Origin of the sequence: Vibrio sp. SCSIO 43133 (genome assembly GCF_023716845.1) — a bacterium.
Classification (GTDB): Bacteria; Pseudomonadota; Gammaproteobacteria; order Enterobacterales; family Vibrionaceae; genus Vibrio; species Vibrio mediterranei.
In genome coordinates, this window is the sequence record NZ_CP068024.1 from 2,178,438 (window position 1) to 2,196,077 (window position 17,640).

The following is a 17,640-nucleotide window of genomic DNA, read 5'->3' on the forward strand; positions in this document are numbered from 1 at the left end:
TGCATTTCGGAAGTATTATCACTTTGTTATTCATAAGTTAGCATATCGATAGAATTATTCACAAAAAATATTTAAGAGCAATTACAAATGGATAGGAATTACGCACAAAGTTTCACAGTGAATTGGGCGGTTATAGGGTTACTCGCGGTATCAATCGTCTGGGGTACCAGTTACGGAACGTCAAAACAGGTTCTTCAAACACTTAGTGTCCCACAACTATTGTTCGCCCGTTTCGCTTTAAGCTGTGCCGTACTAGTCGTAATCCTATATAAGAAAAAGCTCTTCATTGAATTTACTAACAACGCAATTGGCTATTTAAAAGTAGGATTACTTACTGGTGCTATCTTGAGCTGCATATTCATTACCGAAACATGGGCTGTGATGCTCGCTCAAGCAGGACAAGTTGCTGTCCTCATCAGTCTCTGTATCCTGTTCACTCCATTCTTGGAAAAGGTATGGCTTAAGGTTTCATTGCCTAAAGGCTTGGTAGGATACTGTTTTATAGGGGTGGTAGGTGTCGCTTTGCTTTCCAACGTGACTCAACAGGACTTTACCTTCAATTTGGGAGTCGCATTAGTTCTAATCGCAGCCGTACTCAGAGCGATCATGGTTGTTACCTGCCGAAAAGCCTTCACGGGACACGAGTTGAATACCGAACTGATTACTTTTATTCAACTCTCGGTTGTTACTGTCGTAAGCTTGTTATTAATGTTCAAAGAAGGGTCGGCTACCCAGTTTACAACAACTATGATGCAACTTGATTGGGTCACCTCGAGTTGCTTAATATACCTTGCTTTAGGTTGTACCCTTATGGCGTTTTTCCTGCAGAACTACGCCGTCAAGTTTCTTCACGCAAGTCAAGCATCACTTTTGATGGGCACAGAGCCACTATTTGGGTTGATTTTCGCGGCAATTTTCTTGCAAGAGCAACTTACAAACCTTCAATGGTTGGGTAGTTTTCTTATCATTTCCACCACTGTTGCAGCTTGTTACCAATTTTCTAAGCACAAACAGCCTTGATGTCAGTCGATTTACCTAAAATGCGGCACTTTTTTTGATTTACCTCAGGTCTAGCACGTAAACATAGGGTGTAAAGTGAGTGTCCCTGTTTCATAACGTGAAGTAATCCTATGACACTAGTAAATACCGACCGCCTTGTTAACCACTTCTTTGATCTTGTTAAAATCGACAGCGAATCTGGCAATGAAAAAGCCATTGCTGAAGCTATTGCTGAACAGCTGGGTGAGCTAGGTTTCGCCGTAAGCAAACTTCCTGTACCAGAACAGTATACCAATGGGTTTAATGTATATGGTCGCCTTGAAGGTACGCTTGACGGTAGCATTGTATTCAGTGCTCACATGGACACAGTAACTCCAGGTATTGGCATCGAGCCAATCATTGAAGACGGTATTATTCGCTCAAAGGGCGATACGATTCTTGGTGGAGACGACAAGTCTGGTATTGCAGCAGTAATGGAAGCGGTACGTTGCCTTAAAGAGCAAAACCGTGAACATAAAACTATCGAAGTCGCTTTCACCGTTCACGAAGAAGGTGGCCTGTTCGGTTCGGAACACTTCGATATGTCCTACATCCAATCAAACAACGCGATAGTACTTGATACTGGTGGCCCAATCGGAACCATCGTAACGGGTGCTCCGGGCCAACAAAAAATTGTTGCTAAAATCAAAGGTCGCCCAGCTCACGCAGGTCTAGCTCCCGAAGAAGGCATCAGCGCAGCAATGGTTGCCGCAGATGCTATCGCAAACATGAAGCTGCTTCGCATTGATTCAGAAACTACAGCAAACATCGGTTCTGTTAACGGTGGCCAAGCAACTAACATCGTAATGCCAGAGCTAACTGTGGTTGCCGAAGCACGTTCACTAAACAGCGACAAGCTAACCGCTCAAGTTAAGCATATGGTTGATACTTTCCAAGCGTCGGCTGAGAAATTCGGTGCAGAAGTCGAGATCGAATCAACACGTGCCTACGACGCTTTTGTTATCGCAGAAGACGACGCACACGTTCTGAAGGTTAAACAAGTCTTTGAAGCAAACGGCATCGAAGCCAACACAAAACATACTGGTGGTGGTAGTGACGCGAACAACTTCAACGGTAAAGGTCTAACAACTGTAAACCTTTCTACTGGTATGGCAAAAGTTCATACTACTGAAGAGTACATCGCTATTGACGATATGGTGAAAATCACTGACTTCGTTATTGGCTACGTAACGGCTTAAATCTAGCAATAGAGCTTAGCGCTGCATTTCACACCTGTGGAATGCAGCGTTTTTTATAGCCCCTCATATTCATCAATGGCTGCACGAGCTTCCACTAAAGTACAACCCGACTCATGCATCAATTCTGCAATGGTTACTTCAGGGTTTCGCTCTAATACTTGTTGAATGGGTGACTTATACTCCGATAACACTTTCTCTATCGCAACCGATATCCAACCTACACTGGCATCTAATGCGAACGACGCCAGTTGTTCTTTGCGACCAGTAACGAGCCAATTGCGTGAGCGGCGGATGCGTTTGAGCGTGCATCCGGATTGGGAAGCGCTTGCGATAACCTGTGCTTTATCCTCAACTCGATGGACGAAGCTATTAAGACGAACTGATATTAAAAGCCGCGATTTTTCCAAAACTGACCTTCATCTCTTGCTGTTACTTTGAACTTCTTCTCCGCAACCACACGTCCTTGCATTTCAAGTACCATGCGCCACTCCCCTAGATTGCTTTCAAAGCCATCGATAGGGTGAAGCAGCTGAATGGTGTCCCCCAGATAGAAGTCCCAATCATTACTGCCGATATGCTCTTCACCATCAAAAGGTTCCAACACCTGCCCTTTCTTACCAAGGATGCCAGGATGGTAAATACAGTATCGAACGCGCTCCCCTTTGGCCTTTTTGATATTAACAATAAAGCCAAATTCAATGTGCTCATCGGCTGGCACTATGGTGGTGAAATCTTGAATTTTAGGCAGCTCTTTAGAGCCGGAATCCCAAGTGGAATAAATACCATAAGACGTCATTTCGATGACGGGTGAACGTTTAGCCATTGTCCCATTGAGCCTTTAATTTGATCAGCGTTATTTGATACATCATTATCACGACACTGCGCTACATTTCATGCGTTCAGTCTTGCCAGCGAGCACGCATTTTAGCAATGACAGCATCACTAACTCCATGGATATTTTGGTATTTACCGTTACAAACGATAATTTCCAAATCCGCATTGAATTGCTGCGCTAGCGTTTTATACGCCTTCATTTCCCAACGTCGCACGAAGGTATTTGCCACTACTACATTCTCACCTTTGGCAAGAGCCAGTTCGACCTGCTTCTGGCACCACAAATGTGCTTGTTCAATCAAGTCAGGATCATAGCAGTAGTCTCCGTGAACATTAACAAAATACATGTCGGCTTCGAAATGTTGTGCATCATATGTCTTTGCTAACGTTGTTTTTCCTGAGCCAGGTAAGCCACGGATTAGCGTCAATTTCAATTGCTGGTACCTTCAAACATATAGAACCAAGCATTGTACCCAATTTCAGGCTCAGTACACGGTTTGATTCGTTGGTCATACTCGAATTGAACTAAAATTAACTATCGACAAGCAAAAACGTTTGCGTTAACTTTAGATGTATAGACGTCCAGATGACCAAACATTAGCTTAGGGAGAAAGCTGTGCCAATTAAGATTCCCGATCAACTGCCTGCATCCAACGTATTGAGAAACGAAAATATCTTCGTGATGTCGGAGACGCGTGCTGCCACGCAGGAAATTCGACCACTCAAAGTACTGATCCTCAATTTGATGCCAAAGAAAATTGAAACGGAAACCCAGTTCCTAAGATTGCTTTCTAATAGTCCACTACAAGTTGATGTCGAGCTGCTGCGCATTGATGACAGACCAAGCAAGAACACACCAACGGAACACCTAGATACCTTCTACCGTCAGTTTGAAACGATCAAAGATCGTAACTTCGATGGACTTATTATTACCGGAGCACCACTCGGTCTAGTTCAATTTGAAGACGTGATTTACTGGGAACATCTGCAAACCATTATGAATTGGGCCAACAAGCACGTGACCTCTACCTTGTATGTGTGCTGGGCGGCTCAAGCGGGACTGAAGCTGTTATTCGACCTGCCGAAAAGAACTCGCAAAGAGAAATTGTCCGGTGTTTACCACCATACTATTCAGCATCAATACCACCCGCTACTGCGTGGTTTTGATGATTCTTTCCTTGCCCCCCATTCGCGCTATGCGGATTTCTCGCCCGAGTATCTGGAGTCACATACGGATCTAGATATCCTAGCGACCTCAGATGTAGCAGGTGTCTACCTTGCGGCAACCAAGGACAAACGAAATGTATTTGTGACAGGTCACCCTGAGTACGACTCACACACTCTACACGGCGAGTATGTCCGTGACCTTGGTGAAGGTATGGAGCCCGCAATTCCGGTCAATTATTATCCGAACAACAACCCTGATAATAAACCTATTGCGAGCTGGCGAAGTCATGGGCACTTATTGTTTGCCAACTGGCTCAACTACTGTGTATACCAGCAAACGCCTTACGATTTGGAACACTTCAGTGCAGATGCGTTTACCACAGACGAGTAAGGCAGTCTTGCGACCTACTTTCTAAATCCTATTGCGGCAATATCTACCTATCTCCCCAGCTATTGGGGAGATATCATCTGCTTTCCTACGATTTTACTTCGCCAATAACGCTACTTTTTTCAAAAAGCTATCACGCAAGTGTTCTTGGTCGTATTCCAAATGATAGGTATTGTGAAAGCCCACTTTCAGCTCTACACCATTACCTCTCATATACACGTTATAACCATCATAATCTGAGAATGCTTCAACACCGCCATAGATCTTGCCAAACTCTGTATCAGCGCCATGTTCCATTATGTTGTCGTAGGCTTGAAGTACTTTTCCGGGGTCCAGTTCGTTTTTCATCGCTGCCTCCTAACAAACAAAGCCACACTAAAAGTGTGGCTTATGAATATGCAGAGCGCCAATTTTCTCCGACTATTGCGTGAGCTGTCCGATCTTATTCATCACGTAGAACTCGACGTAATATTTTACCCACGTTGGTTTTTGGCAGCTCATCTCTAAACTCAATTACTTTAGGGATCTTGTATCCTGTGAGATGTTGACGGCAGTGCTTTTTAATGTCATCAACGGTAACTGGACCACTAGTCACTACGATTAACTTGACGCGTTCCCCAGCTACATCATCAGGCACGCCTACCGCTGCAGCCTCAACAATTTTCGGGTGTAGCGTCGCTACCTCTTCAATTTCCGTTGGGAACACATTGAATCCAGAAACCAAAATCATATCTTTCTTACGGTCTTCGATATAAAAGATACCGTCTTCGTCCATACGACCAATATCGCCCGAATACAACCAGCCATCTTTGGTTAAGATAGCGTTGGTTTCCGCTTCTTGCTTCCAATAGCCTTTCATTACTTGGTCACCACGGATTTGAATCTCTCCGACTTCGTTTACACCCAGTGGCTGACCGTTTTCATCTACGATACGCAGTTCGGTACTTGGCAAGGGCACTCCTACCGCAGGCACGTAGGACTGCTGCGTATGAACACCACCTGCGACTACAGGCGAGCATTCCGTCAAACCGTAGCCTTCAATGATTGGCATCCCTGTAATCTTTTGCCATTCGTCCGCGATGTGTTTTTGAGTAGCCATGCCACCGGCGATGGTGAACTCAGCATTGGAGAAATCCAACTCTCTAAATTTGGCGTGATTGTTCAATGCAGCAAATAACGTATTAAGACCAAATATCATCGTGAACGGATATTTACTTAAGTCATTGACAAAACTATTCAAATCACGAGGATTCGTGATCAAAAGATTGCTACCACCCATGTACATCATCAACATCATACTGACTGAATTGGCAAAGATGTGGTAAAGCGGTAAAGGAGTTACCGCACGCTCTTTGTCTTTCGAGGTTCTAGGACCGAAATGGCCATAGACTTGCAGCACGTTCGCAATGATGTTTCTGTGGGTTAGCATTGCGCCTTTCGCAAGACCTGTGGTGCCGCCAGTGTACTGCAGATAAGCAAGGTCACTGCTTTCAATCACAGGAGGGTTAAAGTCCATACGTTTACCGTCAGTAAGCGCACGTCTCAATGAAATCGCCCCTGGCAAATGATACTTAGGCACCATTTTTTTCACGTACTTAACCACAAAATTCACTAGCGTTCGTTTATGTGGCGCAAGTTCATCACCAATGCTCGTCAAGATGACATGCTTGATGCTGGTCTTAGCAATGACCTGTTGTAAGCTGTTGCCAAAGTTAGTCACTGCCACAATGATCGTCGCACCCGAGTCACGCAACTGATGCTCAAGTTCTCTTGGCGTATAAAGTGGGTTGACGTTAACCACAACAAGTCCTGCCTTCAATGCACCAAGAATGGTGATCGGATATTGCAGTAAGTTCGGCATCATCAGAGCAATTCTATCGCCCTTTTTCGCCCTAAGTTCGTTCTGAAGATAGGCAGCAAAGGCATCACTTTTCTCGTTTAAATCGCGATACGTGAGTGAATGTCCCATGTTGACAAACGCTGTGTTGTCCGCGAATTGCTCGAACGGCTTAACGAACATCTCATTGATGTTGGTGTATTGGTCGATATCGACAAACTCAGGAACATCATCGGGGTACGTCTTTAACCAAGGTTTGTTATTTGTGCTCATTGCTATTACACCTATTTATTTTGTCTCGAGTACTCTAACGAAGTTCACACAATAGATATAGATTAGAGTCATTATTCTATCTTAACTGGCTACTTTATAAGCAAAATAATTTGCACTCACTACACAACCATCATTGAGTTTTGACGATTCGCTCGCACAGTTACCCCGTTTTCCTACGTTAGTTCCGGCATCTACTTATGATGATCGGAACAAAACCACAGTATGACATTTAGGAATTTGGGACAGAACTATGAAAATCCATACTCATATCGTAATGCTCGCATCGATGACATTAAGTGGTTGTGTTACCGTGCGTGAGGATAATAGCAATGCTCAACACAGCCCCATAGATATGGCTGATACACGTATTGCTTTGGGTCTTAACTACGTCAAACTTGAACAGTATTCCAAAGCACGTCAAAGCTTAGAAAAAGCCATGAAATATGCACCCCACTACTACAAAAGCAGTTTGTCTTTAGCGTACTATCTCGATGTAGTCGGAGAAGTTGATAGAGCGGCAGAGCTATACAAGAAAACACTTGATGAACATCCAAACAACGGCAATGTTTACAATAACTATGGTACTTTTTTGTGTAAGCAAGGGGAATTTCAAAGGGCTGATGTCTTATTTAATCAAGCGATCGACAAGCCTAATTATTATGCTGTCGCCGAAACCTATGAAAATGCGGGGTTATGCGCTCTAAAAGCGCGAAAAAGTCATCAAGCCAAATACTATTTCAGCAAGTCAGTTGAACACCAACCGCTGCGTCCAATCTCTAGTTTGCAATTAGCGGCGTTAGAAATAGAACAGGACCAATTGCATCAAGCTCGATTGAGATTGCTCGACTTTAGCCAACGTTATGGTTATCAGCGAAACAACCTCGTGTTATTAATCGAGCTTGAGCGAAAATCGGAGAACTGGATGTTAGTCAACAAGTACCAAGCGTTGCTTGAGCAAGTTAACGTATCAAAGTAGTGCTTTGACCCTATCTTGTCTTTCTTCTGCCGACATGAACGTCCATGCCAAGAAACGACTTTTCTTCTGCCCTTGTGCCATTTCTTGAATCACAATTTCAGAGACACCTAGTTTTTCTAGACGCTTTCTAAGTGGGCGGATATTGTCTTTTTTGGACAGTAAGGTGCTAAACCAAATCACTTGTGATGCAAAGTCTTTACTTTCCTGAGCCATATTGAGGACAAATGCTTCCTCTCCTCCGGGACACCACAGTTCTGCATTTTGTCCGCCAAAATTGAGCTTCCCATTCAACTTGGTTGCACCGGACTGACCACGCGACTTTTGGTTTTTCGAGAGATTGTTGTTTTTTCGCTCTGTGCCTTTTTGCGCGTCTTCCATCGATTTATGGAAAGGCGGATTGCAAGTGGTCGCGACAAAGAAATCATCAGGAGCAATCACACCAGCAAAGATATGATTGCTGTTTTGCTGATGACGAATCTCAATTTTCCGCGCCAGTTTGTCGTTATTATTGACGATTTCTTTGGCACAACTCACCGAGACAGGGTCGATATCCGATCCTATCCAATTCCAGTGATGACGCGTCGCACCAACAATCGGATAGATGCAGTTTGCGCCAGTGCCAATATCAAGCGCTTTAACCTTAAGACGAGCTTTCTCAGACTGCTCTCGCATTAAGTCATATTGCAGCCACTCATTAAGTCGATGAACATAATCTGCTCTGCCGGGGATAGGAGGACACAAGTAACTCTCAGGAATGTCCCAAAAGTTTATACCATAGTAGGCCTTGAGCAGAGCGCGATTGAGGAGCTTAACCGAAGCAGGATCAGAGAACATAATCGTCGCCTCCCCTTTAGGGTTGCTGATAACATAGTCCTTCAGTTCAGGGAGTGCCTGCGTGAGCTCTACAAAATCGTAGAGTCCATGGTGTAAATTGTCTTTGTGAAGACCCTCAGCATGACGCTTAACTAGCGTGGTTTCTGAGCTCACCTTTTTGTTCTTCTTAGTGTGACCCGATTTGCTCTGAGCACGTTTATTGTTGTCGGGCTTCATGCTTAAGTTCCTGATAGATCATAAATAGGCGCGCATCGAACTCTAACTGGTGATAGTCAGGCTCCATATGACAGCATAATTGGTAAAACGATTTGTCGTGCTCTTTTTCTTTGATATGAGCAAGTTCGTGCACCACTAGCATCCGCAACAACGGCTCAGGCGCATGCTTAAACACGCTAGCAATGCGAATTTCGTTCTTAGATTTTAGCTTGCCGCCATGAGAGCGGGACACATAGGTGTGCAAACCAAGCGCGTTATTTATCAAATGAATTTTGTTGTCCCAAATGACTTTTGAAATCGGCGCTGTCTTTTTCATGTAGCGCTGCTTGATATCCATGGTGTAGTCGAATAAGGCTTTTTCACTTTGGATTTGATGACGTTCGGGATAACGCTTTTCAAACCACGTGACAAAACGTCCGCTTTCAATTAGTGAAGATACTTGTTCAATAAGGTTTTGCGGATACCCCGCAATGTATTTGAGACTACTATTCATCCGCTTTTAGCGCATCCTAGGTTAAGTTTGTCGCCATTCTATAGAAGTCCCTTTTTGAAAGCCATAAGATGGTTCTGCCAATCTAACTGCTCTAAACCAACAAGCAAAAAAGCAGCCGAAAGCTGCTTTTTGATTATTAGTGTCATGGTTAACGATTAAATGGGTTCAATATAATCCACAACCTCCAGACCAAAGCCAGACAGCGAGTGGTATTTTTTGTCTGCCGAAGACAGGAGATTCATCTTGGAGACACCGAGGTCAGCAAGGATCTGGGAACCAACTCCTACCTGTCGAGATGAGCTGGTTTTCTTGCTTTGTGGGTAGTTTTCCCCTTGGTCTAACGCCTGATAACGTTTTACTTTTGCTATCTGCGACTCGGTACTATCCTGCCCTTCTAGGATCACCAATACCCCTCCTCGATCAGCAATGGTGGCCATGGCTTTGTTTAGTGTCCATGATGATTGAGATTCGCGAGTAGAGAACAGCACATCTTGGAAAGTGTCTTTCACATGAACTCGAACGTTAGTCGGCTGCTCATCAATACTCCCCTTCACCATGGCGTGATGAATTTGGTTATCCACGGTATCTTTATAAGTCACCATTGAGAACTCACCAAATTCTGTCGGGATCTGACAGCTTGCAACGCGTTTAATGGTCGTTTCTGTCGCGTTTCGGTATTCGATAAGATCGGCAATCGTCCCTAGTTTAATGCCGTGCTTTTCAGCAAACACTTCCAATTGCGGACGTCGAGCCATCGTGCCGTCGTCATTGAGGATTTCAACGATAACTGAAGCTGGCTCGTGACCAGCTAATCTCGCTAAATCGCAGCCTGCCTCTGTATGCCCAGCGCGAACCAACACCCCGCCATCTTTGGCCGCCAACGGGAAAATATGCCCCGGTTGTACTAAGTCTTGAGGTTGCGCACCTTTGGCAACAGCAGCCTGCACAGTCACTGCTCGGTCCTCAGCAGAAATACCAGTCGTGACACCTTGCGCTGCTTCAATCGATACGGTAAACGCGGTTGCCCAAGGCTCAGTAGGATTTTGAACCATAGGGAACAAATTTAACTCTTGGCAACGCTGCTGCGTTAATGTGAGACAAATCAGCCCTCGACCATGGGTTGCCATAAAGTTGATATCTTGGGCTGAGATACACTCAGCCGCCATCATAATATCGCCTTCATTTTCACGATCTTCATCATCCATTAGGATGACCATTTTTCCTTGTTTATAGTCTTCAATGACATCTTTGATACAGCTAATTGGCATAAGAAAACCTATGTTATTGTTCGGCAAGTTGTTGAATGTAGGACACGCTAGATTGTAGTGCTGCTACAATGTTTTCCATACTTTCTGGCGAGCGCCCACGAATTGGGAAGGTGTCTTTGCGTCGATACATACGCAGGGGCTTTTCAATACTGAATGGCAGTTGACGGTTAGCAAGCGTCTGGATAATTGGCTCAAAGTTAATTACCCCCTGCCCTAGCGCTGGGAACGTAAACTTGTCATCATGAATTTGCACATCTTTAATGTGGAAATGCTGACAGAAAGGCAACGCCATCTTAGCTTCTTCACTCGGGCTTAAATTGGGTACAAGAGAGACTGAGTTACCCGGATCGAAATTTAGCGCTAACGCATCATGGTTAACTTCTGAAAGCATTCGAACACCATCGTGGGCCGTCGCAAACGCATTAAAGTTATGATCACCACCATTCTCAATGCAGATGACACAGCCCTTGTCTTTGGCGTATTCCGATAACACTTTAAGATTGGCGATAATGGTTGCACGATCGGCAATGGGACCAGTACAGGTATTAAGGTAAGTCACTCCTAGATGATGCGCAAAATCGATTCTCATCATAAAGTCATCTATCGCACTCGGTGCCGCCAAATTCATGGTACAGCCCAGCGCATCTGATTTAAGTTGCTCTTTCTCTAACAGAGACAATAAGTATTGAGCATGGCTCTCGGAGAACATGTCACTATCAAGTTGACCAACATAGCCTTGGTTGAAGGCAAATTCGACTTTACCTAAGCCCAATTGACTGATTGTTTTCAACGACGTTTTTAAATCATGTCCATCAAAAATCGCCGTATTGATGGCTAATCTATCTAATATTCCCATCACATTAATCCCTTAATTATGTTACTTGGAGCACCTTTTCCCATGTCACTAGCGACACCAACGAGAGCATAGTGGTGAACAGTATCACGCTCGCCGTTGCTTCTTTTGCCACCTGGTATCGCTCAGACAATAAGTACACGTTAATACCCGTTGGTAGACTGGCTAGAATCACCAGGACTTGAACTTCTATTTGAGAAAGTTCAAATACCAAGCTTGCGAAGAGCAGCATTGTTAGTGGAAATACGACGATTTTCACAGTAAGAAGAAGTAACACTTTCTCTTGCATCAATGAGCGGAACGGATAGCAACTTAGGCTTGCACCAAGAATAAATAAAATAACCGGAAGAGCGGCCCAGCCAATGAGCGCGAGGCCATCAACAACTGCCGGATAAAGAGTAATGCCCCATACATTAATCAATAACCCTGTGGCAATTGCGAGTAGAATCGGGTCGGTCACGACTTTTTTATAAGAGTAGAAACCCGGCTCCCCCGAACGAATCATAAGTATGTTGACCATGGGCAACACCACGACCAAATTGGTCACGATAATTCCCATCAAGATCAATTCAGCTTCTGGACCATACAGTGAGAACACCAATGGCACCCCAATACCAACGGCGTTAGGGTACAGCGCAGAAATCGATTTGATCGTCGCCGCCGCTGCAGTGTCATTGCCTTTGACGGAGAGCCAGAAACGGACGGCGAAAAATAAACCTCCCAATCCCAAACCATAGGTAGCTAGTAGCTTTGGTGAAGGAAGTTGAGAGAGGTCAGCCTGAACAAGCGAAGTAAAGAACAAACAAGGCGTGAGATAACTGAAAGCCACATTTCTACTCCAATCAATGCGACTTTTCGTCATGATTGGTAACGTTTTGGCGACTAACAGTCCAAACACAATGAGTGATAGTAACTTCACTTGCTCCATAGTTAGTGCTCCAACTTGCTATTGGCAATACTGAGCAGTTCAACGTAGCCTTCGGCATTCCATGCCGTACGACCAACAAACACGCCATCAATATTGGCTTGGTCTAGTAGCTCTGAGGCATTAGTTAGATTGACGCTGCCACCGTATAGAAGTACCACATTATCCGCGACCTCTTGACCATAGCACTCCACCAGTGCATCACGGATTGCGCAATGTACCTTTTCGGCTTCTTCTTTGGTTGCCGGAGTGCCTCCTTCCCCAATTGCCCATACAGGCTCATAAGCAAGAACAACGTTGGCTACTTTATCTAGAGGAACGTCATACAACGCAATTTTAACCTGACGCACAACAGACTCTACTGATACGCCCCACATCTTTTCCTCTGCGGTGTCACCGACACAAACCAGTGGCGTTAGGCCATGCTTTAAAGCCGCGAGTACTTTAAGATTGACGGTTTTGTCCGTCTCGCCAAACATGGCGCGTCGCTCAGAATGACCGATCTCCACAACAGAGACACCACAATCTTTCAGCATCAATGGTGACACTTCACCGGTAAATGCTCCGCTGTCTTGCCAGCACATATTCTGTGCGCCAAGTTTGATCGCATCTGCATTTATCGTTTGTGCCATTTGAGAAAGGTAAGGGAATGGCGGAATAACAAAAGGTTGAATTCGGCCATCTGACCGTTCGACCGCCTGTTCCACTGCCGCTGCCCATGACGCTGCCGAGGCAGCGTCTTTGTTCATTTTCCAGCTTGTGCCGACCCAGATTTTCTTCATGCTGGAACCTGCTCGCACGCATACTCAGACATGAACTGTAAGATAAGAGACATAGAAACCGCGCCTGGGTCTGGATGACCCAGTGAACGCTCGCCAAGAGTTTTCGCTTTACCAGTTGTGGCAATCATATCTTTAGTTGCTTCAACACCTTGCTTGGAGGCAGCAGCAATTGCAGGTAGGTTTTTCGTCAAGTCACCAGAAAGTTTTTCAGATGCTTCAACAGCTGCTACTAGGGCATCAATCATCGTCTTGTCCCCTGGTTTTGCACCACCACGGTCATAAACACCTTGCAAGCCGCCGGCTAAGAATGTCGCCAGTGTTTCGGTATCTAGTTGCTCTGCACCTTTGATGGACTTAGCACCGCTACGGAACAAGGTACCGAAGATCGCCCCAGAAGCCCCGCCCATGGTAGCCATCATAGTAGAGCCAATTTTCAGCATCAGCTTACTGACATCTTCTGGTTGAAATTCGTCCGTCAGCAGCGTCTGAACGGCTAGAAAGCCTCGCTCCATACCTATGCCGTGGTCACCATCACCAATCGCTTGATCATACTTAGTCAGCATAGGTTCGCTATCGACCATGTTCTTTGCCACATAAGCCATCATGTTTTTCGCTGTTAATACATCCATTGTTATTTCCTCAAAGCAAATGATTCACAAGGTAGGTCGTAGAGCGCTTTCAGCTCATCATCCAGTTTTAATAAAGTAATTGAGTAGCCAGACATTTCCTGAGACGTACAGTAGTTACCGACTAACGTGTCATGAACAGTGATGCCGCGCTCTGCCAGAAGCGCATGCGCTTGCTTGGTAGCAATAAGAAGTTCCATATAAGTCGATGCGCCTAGGTTATTAACCAAAAGACACACTTCATCGCCAGATTGATACGGAAGGTCAGTGCACAGATCATTAATGAGACGGGTGACGACTTCGTCAGCAGAGGTCATTTTCTCGCGGGATACGCCCGGTTCACCATGCAACCCCATACCAATTTCTAGCTCATCATCTGGCAGTTCAAAGTTAAAGGTATTGGTTTGTGGTACTGAACCCGCCGACAATGCCACGCCAATTGAGCGGGTGTAGTCGCGAGCGCGTTCAGTCACTGCCACAATTTGGTCAAAGTCATCGTATTTTTCAGACGCTGCACCCGCGATTTTTAGCACGTATAAATCACCCGCTGTACCGCGTCTTTCTTCGATTTTTTCTAGCGGTGCAGAAGCCACATCATCCCAAACACGAATGGTGTGAGTTTTGATGTCATCATCGTCCGCAAGTTCGGCAGCAATATCGAAATTCATATTGTCGCCCGCATAGTTACCGTAAATGTAAATCACGCCTTTGCCATTGTTGACCGCTTCAGTCGTCTGCAAAATCACGTTAGGAGCAGGAGCGGCGAAAATATCACCCAGAGCCGCGGCATCCGCGAGCCCCTTGCCGACGTAGCCTGCAAATAATGGCTCGTGACCTGCACCACCACCTGTCACGATAACGACTTTATCCTGAGGAAAATCGGTACGCATTGCTGCGGTAATACCCGGTAAGCCTTCCAGCTTGCCATTCATCGCAACTAAGAGACCATCAAATTGCTCTCTTGCCACCGCCATTGGATCATTAATCAGTTTTTTTGGCTTTCTCATGGGGTTCACCATTTGATTTATTGTTGTTTTAGTTGATAACTAGTCGCCATTCTTGTGGTCAGCTTCAGCGCATTTTCCATTGCAGGCGTTGAGGCAACATTCTTGCCGTAAATATCAAAGGCAGAGCCGTGGTTAGCGGTTGCGATTGGAATTGGGATTCCTCCCTGAACTGTTACACCGCGGTCAAAGCCCATCATTTTCAGCGCTGTCGCGCCTTGGTCGTGGTACATAGAAACAATCGAATTCATCGATTCTTTCTCTACAACCCACATAGTCGTGTCACCAGGGAATGGCCCGAATGCTTCGATGCCTTTTTGCTTCGCTTTTTCAATTGCCGGTGTAATAGTGGTAATTTCCTCATCACCGAACAGTCCACCTTCCCCACCGTGTGGGTTAAGAGCTTGAACGGCAATTCGTGGCGACTCAAAACCTGCAGATCGCAATGTTTTGTCCATCAGCTCAATGGTTTCCAAAACCGAATCAACCGTGAGGTTATCGACAACATTCTTGAATGGAATATGAGAGGTAACGCGACCAGCCCAAATGTCGTCAACAACGTTGACTTCACAACCAAATCCTTGATACCCAGTTAGCTCTGCAAACCACGACAGTTCATCACGGTGAGCCAGACCTGCCATGCTCATCGCCTGCTTATTCAAAGGCGCAAAGCAAATGCCGTGGGTTTTATGGGCTAGGGTTAAATCAACCGCTATCTTGAGTGTTTCAAGCACATAAGTTCCGCCTTGCGCCGTGGCTTTACCGTACTCAATAGGCGTGGCATGAGAGCTGCTAAATTTCAGTAGAACAGGCTTATTGTCGACAAAATTGGCTTGCTCGAATGAATCCACCACATCGTAATCAAATGTCACCTGCGCAATATCCATGCCTTTGCGAAGTTCGTATTCATCAGCAATGATAAGAATATTGGCTTGCTGTCTGTTTGCCTCGTCAGCGAGCACCTTAACCGCAACTTCAGGGCCAATTCCGGAAGGGTCACCTAATACAAGAGCAATAGTCGGTTTAGTCATGTTTTAATTCCTTGAAAGTTATTTATAAATGAAGTCCACAAAACCTACAGAGAGCGCGGGTACGTACGTTGCCAGTAGCAGTACAAAGAACAGTACTCCAATGAACAGTGCGTTGACTTTTGTTACCTGCCAAATGTCTCGTTTCGCAATAGAGCAGGCCGTGATAAGTACACTTGCCACGGGCGGCGTTTGCTGACCGATAGAGATGTTCAATGCCAGCATAATTCCGAAGTGGATTGGGTCGATACCTAATTCATGAATCAGTGGGAGTACGATAGGTACAGTTAGAATGATGGCCGCAGCGCCGTGCAGGAATACACCAACAATTAAAAGCATCACGTTAAGCATCATGAGAACAACGTACTTGTTTTCAGAGATACTTAAGATGCCAGCTGCCATTTGTTGTGGTACTTCTTGCTCGGTTAGGAACAGACCTAGTACTGCCGAGGTTGCGACAAGAAGCATAACTACTGATGTACCTGTCACCCCTTCCATCATCGCTTTATAGAACAGCTTTAGATCCATCTCACGGTAGATAAAGATACTGATTACTAACGCTAGTAACACCGCGATGCCCGCTGCTTCGGTCGCGGTCATAAAGCCTGAAAGGATGCCACCAAGAATAGCGAACGGCAGCGTTAGCGCCCAAAATGCATCTTTAAATGCTACCCAAAGCTTACGAAGGCTAAACGACTCTTCTCTTGGCAAGTTGTATTTGACCGCGTAGTAGTAACACACTCCAAACATGCCAGCTGCGCCTAGGAGACCCGACACGATGCCTGCCACAAACAGCTGTGAAATCGACACATCTGCCATCGCACCGTAAATAATCATTGGTAACGATGGTGGAATGATCACCGCTAAAGAAGCTGAAGACGATGTGACCGCCGCAGAAAAGCTTCCTGAATAACCACGTTTTTTCATCGCTGGAATCAAGATAGAACCTAGCGCGGCAACGTCGGCCACTGCCGAGCCAGAAATCTCAGCAAAAATCATCGAGACACCAACATTTACCATAGATAGGCCGCCGCGAACGAAGCCTACAATAGCGTTAACGAAATTGATCAATCGAAGAGAAATACCACCGGTGTTCATTAGTGCACCAGCGAAGACAAATAATGGAATAGACAGTAGCGTGAATTTAGAGCCACCCTCAAACATTGCCAGCGCAGCGTTGTAAATTGCGTCAATGCCTGACGTCGCGACCATCCCAACAATAGCAACCGCTCCGATAGCAACACCAATTGGTACATTAATCATTACTAAAGCGATCAAACAAAACAAAACGACTAACGCACTCATTTCACAGCCTCCATTGCTTCTGACATATCCTTTTTGGCATCACGAATTGCTTCTTTTATTTCTTCGTCTTCTTGCGTTGAACCATCACAGAGTAAGTTCCATGCTTTTGGCAATGAGCAGATTTGTGCCACGATAAACAGCACCGCTCCAATAGGTAACGCGGATTGAGCAAAGGAAAGTGTAATAAAGTCGAGACTCGTTAATGTCTCTTCTCCAAAAATCTCCAAAATGTAGTAACTGGCCCAAGCAATCACTGCAAAGAATCCAATCACCACCAGTTCACTAAATAAGAACAGCGCTTTACGTAATGGCAACGTCATGCTCGCCACTAAACCGCCAAAGCCCATATGAGATCGTTTGATTGCACAAAGCGCTGAACCATAGAAGGTCAACCAAGCCAACAAAATAGCGGAGACTTCGTCGTACCAATAAAGAGAAGCACCACTAAAGCGTGAAAAAACCGCAACAATGATAATGGTGCTGAGTGCGAGTAAGATCGTCATTGAAATAGCGATCAACACTTTTTCTAGAACGCTAGAAACTCTATTTAACACAGCTAGAAAAGACATCATAAACCCTCGCGAAAAACACATG

General features: G+C 45.2%; 20 protein-coding genes. 4 read left to right on the plus strand and 16 right to left on the minus strand.

From position 1 onward, the window contains the following. Positions 1-87: 87 nt before the first annotated feature. Together JKJ11_RS10320 and JKJ11_RS10325 are read left to right on the plus strand one after the other, a co-directional pair. Positions 88-1,020 (plus strand): DMT family transporter, encoded by a 933-nt coding sequence (locus tag JKJ11_RS10320; RefSeq protein WP_006073762.1) that lies wholly within the window; start codon positions 88-90, stop codon positions 1,018-1,020. 110 nt (positions 1,021-1,130) lie between these two features. Next, complete coding sequence (locus JKJ11_RS10325) at positions 1,131-2,237, plus strand: M20/M25/M40 family metallo-hydrolase (protein WP_062457403.1); 1,107 nt, start codon at positions 1,131-1,133, stop codon at positions 2,235-2,237. 53 nt (positions 2,238-2,290) lie between these two features. Here JKJ11_RS10325 and JKJ11_RS10330 read toward each other — a convergent pair whose 3' ends face one another. The 3 genes from JKJ11_RS10330 to JKJ11_RS10340 all read right to left on the minus strand — a co-directional run bounded on the left by JKJ11_RS10330 (position 2,291) and on the right by JKJ11_RS10340 (position 3,505). Beyond that, the gene (locus JKJ11_RS10330; RefSeq protein ID WP_031493027.1) at positions 2,291-2,644 is read right to left on the minus strand and encodes a ribosome recycling factor family protein; all 354 of its coding nucleotides are present in this window, start codon (positions 2,642-2,644) and stop codon (positions 2,291-2,293) included. Beyond that, positions 2,623-3,060: a DUF3859 domain-containing protein gene (locus tag JKJ11_RS10335; protein ID WP_006073772.1), complete on the minus strand. Its 438-nt coding sequence runs from the start codon at positions 3,058-3,060 to the stop codon at positions 2,623-2,625. The genes JKJ11_RS10330 and JKJ11_RS10335 overlap by 22 nt, the downstream gene beginning before the upstream one ends. Before the next feature lie 76 nt (positions 3,061-3,136). Beyond that, positions 3,137-3,505 carry an ATP-binding protein gene (locus JKJ11_RS10340; RefSeq protein WP_088877588.1) on the minus strand — a complete coding sequence of 123 codons (369 nt, stop codon included), beginning with the start codon at positions 3,503-3,505 and terminating at the stop codon, positions 3,137-3,139. 182 nt (positions 3,506-3,687) lie between these two features. Between JKJ11_RS10340 and metA the strand changes: the two genes are divergently transcribed. Continuing rightward, positions 3,688-4,629 (plus strand): homoserine O-acetyltransferase MetA, encoded by a 942-nt coding sequence (gene metA / locus JKJ11_RS10345; RefSeq protein WP_038225793.1) that lies wholly within the window; start codon positions 3,688-3,690, stop codon positions 4,627-4,629. A 93-nt stretch (positions 4,630-4,722) separates the two neighbouring features. Here metA and JKJ11_RS10350 read toward each other — a convergent pair whose 3' ends face one another. Both JKJ11_RS10350 and JKJ11_RS10355 read right to left on the minus strand, forming a co-directional pair. After that, entirely contained in the window at positions 4,723-4,974 is a 252-nt protein-coding gene (locus JKJ11_RS10350; protein ID WP_006073778.1) for a DUF3081 domain-containing protein, read from the minus strand. A gap of 94 nt (positions 4,975-5,068) precedes the next feature. After that, on the minus strand, positions 5,069-6,736 hold the full coding sequence (locus JKJ11_RS10355; protein ID WP_038225794.1) for an AMP-binding protein: 1,668 nt from the start codon (positions 6,734-6,736) through the stop codon (positions 5,069-5,071). Between the two features lie 250 nt (positions 6,737-6,986). Here JKJ11_RS10355 and pilW point away from each other — a divergent pair, with 250 nt between their 5' ends. Further along, positions 6,987-7,712 (plus strand): type IV pilus biogenesis/stability protein PilW, encoded by a 726-nt coding sequence (pilW, locus tag JKJ11_RS10360; protein ID WP_252038132.1) that lies wholly within the window; start codon positions 6,987-6,989, stop codon positions 7,710-7,712. On the opposite strand, the gene rlmF is transcribed toward pilW, so the two are convergent. The 11 genes from rlmF to JKJ11_RS10415 all read right to left on the minus strand — a co-directional run bounded on the left by rlmF (position 7,704) and on the right by JKJ11_RS10415 (position 17,618). Continuing rightward, positions 7,704-8,762, minus strand: coding sequence for a 23S rRNA (adenine(1618)-N(6))-methyltransferase RlmF (gene rlmF, locus JKJ11_RS10365; protein WP_124939889.1), 1,059 nt, complete (start codon positions 8,760-8,762; stop codon positions 7,704-7,706). The two genes, pilW and rlmF, sit on opposite strands and share 9 nt — an antisense overlap. Then, positions 8,743-9,255: a M48 metallopeptidase family protein gene (locus tag JKJ11_RS10370; protein WP_031495766.1), complete on the minus strand. Its 513-nt coding sequence runs from the start codon at positions 9,253-9,255 to the stop codon at positions 8,743-8,745. The genes rlmF and JKJ11_RS10370 overlap by 20 nt, the downstream gene beginning before the upstream one ends. A gap of 155 nt (positions 9,256-9,410) precedes the next feature. Then, positions 9,411-10,523: a 3,4-dihydroxy-2-butanone-4-phosphate synthase gene (gene ribB / locus JKJ11_RS10375; RefSeq protein ID WP_124939890.1), complete on the minus strand. Its 1,113-nt coding sequence runs from the start codon at positions 10,521-10,523 to the stop codon at positions 9,411-9,413. Positions 10,524-10,536: 13 nt separating this feature from the next. Beyond that, positions 10,537-11,379 carry a sugar phosphate isomerase/epimerase family protein gene (locus JKJ11_RS10380; protein ID WP_006073790.1) on the minus strand — a complete coding sequence of 281 codons (843 nt, stop codon included), beginning with the start codon at positions 11,377-11,379 and terminating at the stop codon, positions 10,537-10,539. A 16-nt stretch (positions 11,380-11,395) separates the two neighbouring features. Beyond that, positions 11,396-12,304 carry an AEC family transporter gene (locus tag JKJ11_RS10385; RefSeq protein WP_006073791.1) on the minus strand — a complete coding sequence of 303 codons (909 nt, stop codon included), beginning with the start codon at positions 12,302-12,304 and terminating at the stop codon, positions 11,396-11,398. A gap of 2 nt (positions 12,305-12,306) precedes the next feature. Then, positions 12,307-13,083 carry a triose-phosphate isomerase gene (locus JKJ11_RS10390; protein ID WP_252038133.1) on the minus strand — a complete coding sequence of 259 codons (777 nt, stop codon included), beginning with the start codon at positions 13,081-13,083 and terminating at the stop codon, positions 12,307-12,309. Then, positions 13,080-13,712: a dihydroxyacetone kinase subunit DhaL gene (gene dhaL / locus JKJ11_RS10395; RefSeq protein ID WP_062457366.1), complete on the minus strand. Its 633-nt coding sequence runs from the start codon at positions 13,710-13,712 to the stop codon at positions 13,080-13,082. The genes JKJ11_RS10390 and dhaL overlap by 4 nt, the downstream gene beginning before the upstream one ends. Positions 13,713-13,714: 2 nt before the next feature. After that, positions 13,715-14,716, minus strand: a complete 1,002-nt coding sequence (locus tag JKJ11_RS10400; protein WP_252038134.1) for a dihydroxyacetone kinase subunit DhaK — start codon at positions 14,714-14,716, stop codon at positions 13,715-13,717. Between the two features lie 17 nt (positions 14,717-14,733). Continuing rightward, positions 14,734-15,744, minus strand: coding sequence for a 4-hydroxythreonine-4-phosphate dehydrogenase PdxA (locus JKJ11_RS10405; protein ID WP_252038135.1), 1,011 nt, complete (start codon positions 15,742-15,744; stop codon positions 14,734-14,736). Positions 15,745-15,762: 18 nt separating this feature from the next. Then, entirely contained in the window at positions 15,763-17,046 is a 1,284-nt protein-coding gene (locus JKJ11_RS10410; protein WP_006073799.1) for a TRAP transporter large permease, read from the minus strand. Continuing rightward, the gene (locus tag JKJ11_RS10415; protein ID WP_231892927.1) at positions 17,043-17,618 is read right to left on the minus strand and encodes a TRAP transporter small permease; all 576 of its coding nucleotides are present in this window, start codon (positions 17,616-17,618) and stop codon (positions 17,043-17,045) included. The genes JKJ11_RS10410 and JKJ11_RS10415 overlap by 4 nt, the downstream gene beginning before the upstream one ends. Positions 17,619-17,640: the final 22 nt, after the last annotated feature.